Source organism: Kitasatospora sp. NPDC059146 (assembly GCF_042786665.1).
In the GTDB taxonomy this organism is placed as follows: Bacteria; Actinomycetota; Actinomycetes; order Streptomycetales; family Streptomycetaceae; genus Kitasatospora.
Genome location: NZ_JBHZCY010000055.1, coordinates 1 through 4,961 on the forward strand (window position 1 = coordinate 1; position 4,961 = coordinate 4,961).

At 71.1% G+C, this 4,961-nt stretch carries 5 protein-coding genes and 1 pseudogene; 2 read left to right on the forward strand and 4 right to left on the reverse strand.

All coding sequences use genetic code 11. The features are described 5' to 3' along the window. Positions 1-503, reverse strand: a pseudogene (locus tag ACFXPX_RS23035) (hypothetical protein); the annotation flags it as partial. Between the two features lie 180 nt (positions 504-683). Here ACFXPX_RS23035 and ACFXPX_RS23040 point away from each other — a divergent pair. Continuing rightward, positions 684-1,676 carry a helix-turn-helix domain-containing protein gene (locus tag ACFXPX_RS23040; protein WP_380642989.1) on the forward strand — a complete coding sequence of 331 codons (993 nt, stop codon included), beginning with the start codon at positions 684-686 and terminating at the stop codon, positions 1,674-1,676. Between the two features lie 65 nt (positions 1,677-1,741). Here the strand turns inward: ACFXPX_RS23040 and ACFXPX_RS23045 are convergent, their stop codons facing one another. From ACFXPX_RS23045 to ACFXPX_RS23055, 3 genes are all read right to left on the reverse strand, one after another. Next, positions 1,742-2,551 carry an alpha/beta fold hydrolase gene (locus ACFXPX_RS23045; protein ID WP_380642991.1) on the reverse strand — a complete coding sequence of 270 codons (810 nt, stop codon included), beginning with the start codon at positions 2,549-2,551 and terminating at the stop codon, positions 1,742-1,744. Positions 2,552-2,638: 87 nt separating this feature from the next. Beyond that, positions 2,639-3,364, reverse strand: a complete 726-nt coding sequence (locus ACFXPX_RS23050; protein WP_375889864.1) for a hypothetical protein — start codon at positions 3,362-3,364, stop codon at positions 2,639-2,641. Between the two features lie 44 nt (positions 3,365-3,408). Beyond that, positions 3,409-3,822, reverse strand: a complete 414-nt coding sequence (locus ACFXPX_RS23055; protein ID WP_375889867.1) for an ATP-binding protein — start codon at positions 3,820-3,822, stop codon at positions 3,409-3,411. A 185-nt stretch (positions 3,823-4,007) separates the two neighbouring features. Between ACFXPX_RS23055 and ACFXPX_RS23060 the strand changes: the two genes are divergently transcribed. Next, positions 4,008-4,868 carry a helix-turn-helix domain-containing protein gene (locus tag ACFXPX_RS23060; RefSeq protein WP_380642993.1) on the forward strand — a complete coding sequence of 287 codons (861 nt, stop codon included), beginning with the start codon at positions 4,008-4,010 and terminating at the stop codon, positions 4,866-4,868. The last annotated feature ends 93 nt before the right edge of the window (positions 4,869-4,961 follow it).

Consider the following 4,961-nt stretch of genomic DNA (forward strand, 5'->3'; position numbering starts at 1 on the left):
TAGCGGGCGTTCGGGCCGAGGGCGGTGGCGCAGTCGGCGATGGACTGCTTGCGGGGTACGGCGAGGTCGGAGGAGCCCATGTCCTCCTGGAGGCCGGGGCACTGGAGGGCCCGCTCGCCGGTGCCGCGCTGGTCGTACATGATCAGGCGGTAGTCCTTGAGGACGGGCTCCAGCTTGCTCGCGATCCGGCGGATCAGCGGGACGCCGGGCTGGCCGGGGCCCCCGGCGAGGAACACCAGGTCGCCCTTGGGGGCGTCGGCGTTGCCGGTCATCGCCACGTCGAGCTGGAGGGTGCCGGGGGTCCGGCCGCTGTGGTCGAGCGGCACGGTGAGGGTTCCGCAGGTGAATTCGGGCGCGCCCTGGCAGGGTGCCTGCCCGGTGACGCCGCCGCCGTGGCGCTGGGGTTCGGCCGGGGCGGCGACGGCGGGGCCGGCCAGGGTGGTGCCGGCGACCACCGCGACGGCGCCCAGCAGGGCGGCGATGCGGCCGCGCGTGCTCGTCATGTTCGTCGGGGTTCCTTCCGCTCGCGCCGCGTCCGTGCTGACGCGGTCACGGGAGAAGCCTGCGCCCGGGCGACTTCGATGGCGAGCATTCGTGTCAGGATTCGACCAGGGTCGAAGGGTTGACGACCGAAAGGGCGACAAAGCCGACCGTTCCGGCAGGTCGGCAGAGGGGTGGACGGCATGATCCGGCTCACGATCGACTCGACCGGGCTCGCCCGCACCCGGTTCGTCGTCTCCCCGTTGCACGAGGCGGTCAACACCCTGATGGCCGCCTCCGCGCTCAACTCCCGCACCGGCCCGTACGCCTGGGTCGGCCGGACCCGCCGGGTGCTGCGCCGGGAGGGGCTGGAGCTGCTGTCCGGGCTGGCGCTGGAGCGGGCCGGCGGCTACCTCCCCGACTTCCTCGCCCCGCACCCGACCGGCCCGGACCCGACGATCGCCGAGCAGCTGACGGCCGTCCGCCGCGCCGACCCGGAGCGGGTGCTGGCCGAGTTGGACACCGTCCGCCACGGGCTGCCCGCCGCCAACCTGGCCGGCCGGCCGCTGCCGGACGTGGTGCTGCGCACGCTGCGGCGCGGCCCGCGCCACTTCGCCGAGCGGGTCGCGGACGAGCTGGGCCGGTACTGGGAGCTGGCGGTCGCCCCGTACTGGCCGGACGCCCGCGCGGTGCTGGACGCCGAGATCGACCGGCGCGGCCGGCACGTCGCCCGGTACGGCACCGGTTCGCTGTTCAACTCGCTCTCCCCGGAACTCTCCTGGTCGAACGGGATGATCCAGCTGGAGAGCCGCTTCGAGGTGAACCTGCCGGCCCGCATGGTGCTGCTGATGCCGACGCTGGTCAGCCGCTCGATCCACGTCATCCTCGACACGGTCGACGGCTGCCACCGGGCGCCGACGCTGATGTACCCGATCACACCGTCCGTGCCCGCGCCCCGGACACCCGCGCCCGCCCTGGCCCAGCTGGTCGGGCCCACCCGGGCGGACCTGCTGGCCGCACTGGTCGACCCGGCGACCACCGCGGCGCTGGCCGCCCGGCACTTCCTCAGCGCCGGAACGGTCTCCTACCACCTGGGGGTGCTGCACCGCTCGGGGCTGGTCAGCCGGGTCCGCAGCGGGCGGGAGGTGCTGTACCGGCGGACGCCGCGCGGGGAGGAGCTGGTGACGGCGCCCTGAGGAGCGCACCGCGAAGGGCGCATGAGCGGGCGTGTGCTCCCGATTTCGCGCCCCTCAGGTCCGTTTCACACCAATGCGCGCGGGAGCACCACCCGCACCCATTCCTCCGGCTGTGACAGGTGCGGAGCGTGACCGGCGCCCTGGTAGAGGTGCCGTTCCGCCTTCGCGAGGGTGAGGTCGATGATGTCCAGCACCTCGCCGTACATCGGCGGGCTGTCGTCGCTCTGCGTGAGCAGCACGGCCTCGGTGAAGTCGCCGAGCGCGGTCAGGTCCAGATCCAGCGCGTCCGGGTCCCGCAGCTCGTCCAGGTAGGTCGGGGCGTTGCGGATGAAGGTGTGCCGCACCGGTGCGGGCAACTGGGCCCACGCCCCCGGCCCGAAGGCGACCGTCTCCACGAACAGCTCCGCCGCCGCGGCCGACTCCGCCTGCTCCAGCAGCTCCCGGACGGCGGCGATCCGGACGGCGAGGGCGGCGGCGATCGGCCGCAGCTCCGGGTCGGTGAGCAGGACGCCGGTGCCCGGCGGCTCGTGCACGGCGATCCCCCGCAGCAGGTCGGGCCGGGCGGAGGCGAGCCGCAGCGCGATCAGCGCGCCGTACGAGTTCCCGCAGACGAAGGCCGGCGCGAGGCCGAGGCCCTCGATCAGCCCGGCCAGGTCGGCGGCGTCCTCGTGCACCGAGCCCTGGGTCAGCGGGTCCTCGCTGCGGCTGTGGCCCCGGCGGTCGTAGGCGACGACGGTGGTGGACTCGGCGAGGCCCGGCATCACCCGGGCCCAGGAGTCCGCGTCGGTCCACGAGCCGTGCACCAGGACGACACCGGGGCCTTCGCCTTGGGCCTCGTAGTGCAGCCCGACCCCGTTCACCCTGATCTCGGCCATCACGAGCCTCCCGATGTCGGCGGTGCTCCCTCACCAGCCTGACACAGGCGCGCGGAACGGACAGATCGGTCAGATCGGCCGGATCGCTCAGATCGGGGACTCGAAGAGGTGCGGCTCCCAGTGACCGAGCCAGGAGGAGGTGGAGGAGGGCAGGGCCAGGCCCTCGGTGGACTCGTCGTAGGGGAGGAAGGAGGTGGGCGCGAACCAGCCCTCACCGGGGTCGATGCGCAGGCGGAGCAGGCGCAGCGGGCGGTGCAGCGCGAGGTACATGCGCAGGTCGTCGGTGGAGGGGCGGTGCTCCTCGTAGCGCTCCTGGACGCAGCGGCAGATGGTCAGGATGTCGGTGTCGGCGAGGAGGAGGTAGCGGGGGCCGGGGCCGAGGTTCACGCAGAGTCGTCGGCGGGCCTTCCGGCGCTCGCCGTAGGGGAGGTTCTGGTGGTTGTCGACGTGGAGGCCGGGGCGCCGGCCGGACTCGGGGAGGACGTGGGTGGTGGACTGCCCGGGCGGGTCGTCGGCGTCACCGAGGGTGACGGGGTGCGGATCGCCGAGGGTCTCGACCAGCGCGGCGAGGGTGTCGCGGTCGGTGACGGTGTCGGGGAGCCGGAACAGCTCGACCAGACCGGAGGCGGGGGTGAAGTAGCCGGGGGCGAACCGCTCGGGGTAGCCGCCGGGGAGGGGCTCCCAGGCGGTGGGGTCGGGGACGGCGGCGCCGGTCTCGTAGTCGGGCTCGAAGTAGAGGCGACGGGGGCGGCCGTAGTCGCAACGGGCGTGCAGGGCGGCGGGGTTGCGGAAGGCGATCGCGGCGGGGTGCATGGCGGGTGGACTTCCTTGCGGGGTGGTCGGCAGGGGTGGGGAGGTCAGGTGAGGAGGACGCGCGCCCAGACGCGCTTGCCCGAGCCCCGGCGGACGACGACGCCGAAGTCGAGCGAGAGCTCGCGGACCAGCTGGATGCCCCGGCCGCCCTCGTTGAAGCGGCGCAGCCGGGGCTTCTGGAGCGGCAGGTCGAAGCGCGGGTCCCAGACTTCGAGGCGGCAGTCGCCGCTGAACTCCTGGAGGTAGAGGCGGACTTCGCCGTCGCCCTGGCAGGCGTGGACGACGGCGTTGGTGACGAGCTCGGAGCCGATGAGGACGAGGTCGTCGACCTTGTCGCCGCAGTAGCCCCAGAGGCCGAGCTGGTTACGGATGTGGCGCCGGGCGATGCGGACCGAGGTGGAGTGCTCGGTGAGGGTGAGCTCGGAGGTGCGGAGGAGAGGTGTGCTCAACGCGGACATGGGTGCCCCTTCGCTTCGACACGACGTCAGGTACGTGTCCGTGCGGTCACGTTGAGTGTGGAGGATGCGAAATCGAAACCGCAACATCATTGCTCGAAGAAATTAATTGATCTTGAAACTGGCTTGAGTCGAGGCCTGGACTCTGGCGAGACTGGTGCTCCAACACCCGGAGGGAGGGACGCCACTTGAGCAGGGACCTGTCCGCGATCAGGCAGATCCGCCTTGGCGAGGAGCTGCGCGCCTGGCGACTGGAGAACAACAAGACACTGGCCGACGTCACGGCCGGTTTGAAGGGGTGGAGTGCCGGTCGCCTCAGCCGAATCGAACGAGCCCTGCAGCCGATCACGGCCATCGATCTCGCAACTCTGCTCGACCACGTCGGGATCACCGGCCAGGAGCGCGAGGATCTCGAAGGCCTCCTCGGCGACGCCCCGGCAAGGCAGTGGTGGCGCACCCTGGACTTCGCCAACTCCATCACTGCGGCTTTCAGTGAGTACCTGGCGCTCGAAGCCGATGCCTCACAGATGTTGAACTACTTCCCCTCGGCCTTCCCCGGCCTCGTCCAAACCGAGGGGTACGCCAAGGAGATGATCGCGGCCGGTCTCAGCGCGCCCAATGACGAACAGATCGAGACCGCGACCGAAGTCCGGATGCTGCGTCAGCGCCGCCTGACCAAGGATTCCGCCCTCAACCTCGACGCGTACTTCGGCGAGGTGGCCCTGCTGGTCGCCGGCGACCGGAACGTCCTGATCGAACAGATCCGCCATACGATCAAAGTCGCCCAGTATCCGAATGTCAGCATCCGGATAGTGCCGTTGAGTGCCGGTCGACAAGGCATCTTGACCTCGGGACTCACCCTGATGAGGTTCCCCGACGACCCCGAAGACGGCTTCGTATTCATCGAAGCCGTTGGCGGTATGCTCCCGCGTAGAACCGGCCGCGACGTTCGCCGCGCCGAACGGGCCTTCGCCCGACTCCAGCGCTGTGCCCTGTCGCCGGAGGAGACCATCGCCGCCCTTGAACGCAAGTTGGAAGAGCTGACGTGAGCGAGAAGCACGACCCGTACAACCATGACCCAGCCTCTGCCGATTGGTTCAAGTCTCCCTTCTCCGGTGATGACAACGGCGACTGCGTGATCA

Bases quoted from the DNA above. Each gene is read 5' to 3' on its own strand.
- ACFXPX_RS23040 (WP_380642989.1), top strand. From the start codon at position 684: ATGATCCGGCTCACGATCGACTCGACCGGGCTCGCCCGCACCCGGTTC.
- ACFXPX_RS23045 (WP_380642991.1), bottom strand. From the start codon at position 2,551: ATGGCCGAGATCAGGGTGAACGGGGTCGGGCTGCACTACGAGGCCCAA.
- ACFXPX_RS23050 (WP_375889864.1), bottom strand. From the start codon at position 3,364: ATGCACCCCGCCGCGATCGCCTTCCGCAACCCCGCCGCCCTGCACGCC.
- ACFXPX_RS23055 (WP_375889867.1), bottom strand. From the start codon at position 3,822: ATGTCCGCGTTGAGCACACCTCTCCTCCGCACCTCCGAGCTCACCCTC.